We start from the raw sequence: 241 nt of genomic DNA on the forward strand, positions 1-241 counted from the left end.
GTTCTCTCAGGACCCAACAGTATGTCGATATATTGTTCGTCGGTTTCCCACAGAGGAGAAACCGTACGACGATCAAGTTTGTCAGCGTCCACCCATGAGCTCCTGCCGGACCACAAGTGGATCCGAAACAGGCTCTGCCAACCAACCATCCACCTGTGTGGATATTGGATTGGAGAATGCTCCTTAGAAAGGAGGTGATCCAGCCGCACCTTCCGGTACGGCTACCTTGTTACGACTTCGT

Annotated in this window: 1 rRNA gene; it reads right to left on the bottom strand. The window is 52.3% G+C overall.

What is annotated here, in order from left to right:
- Window positions 1-187: 187 nt before the first annotated feature.
- Window positions 188-241, bottom strand: a 16S ribosomal RNA gene (locus ASU23_RS19900); the annotation flags it as partial.

Source organism: Rhodococcus sp. KB6 (assembly GCF_001445685.1).
In the GTDB taxonomy this organism is placed as follows: domain Bacteria; phylum Actinomycetota; class Actinomycetes; order Mycobacteriales; family Mycobacteriaceae; genus Rhodococcus_F; species Rhodococcus_F qingshengii.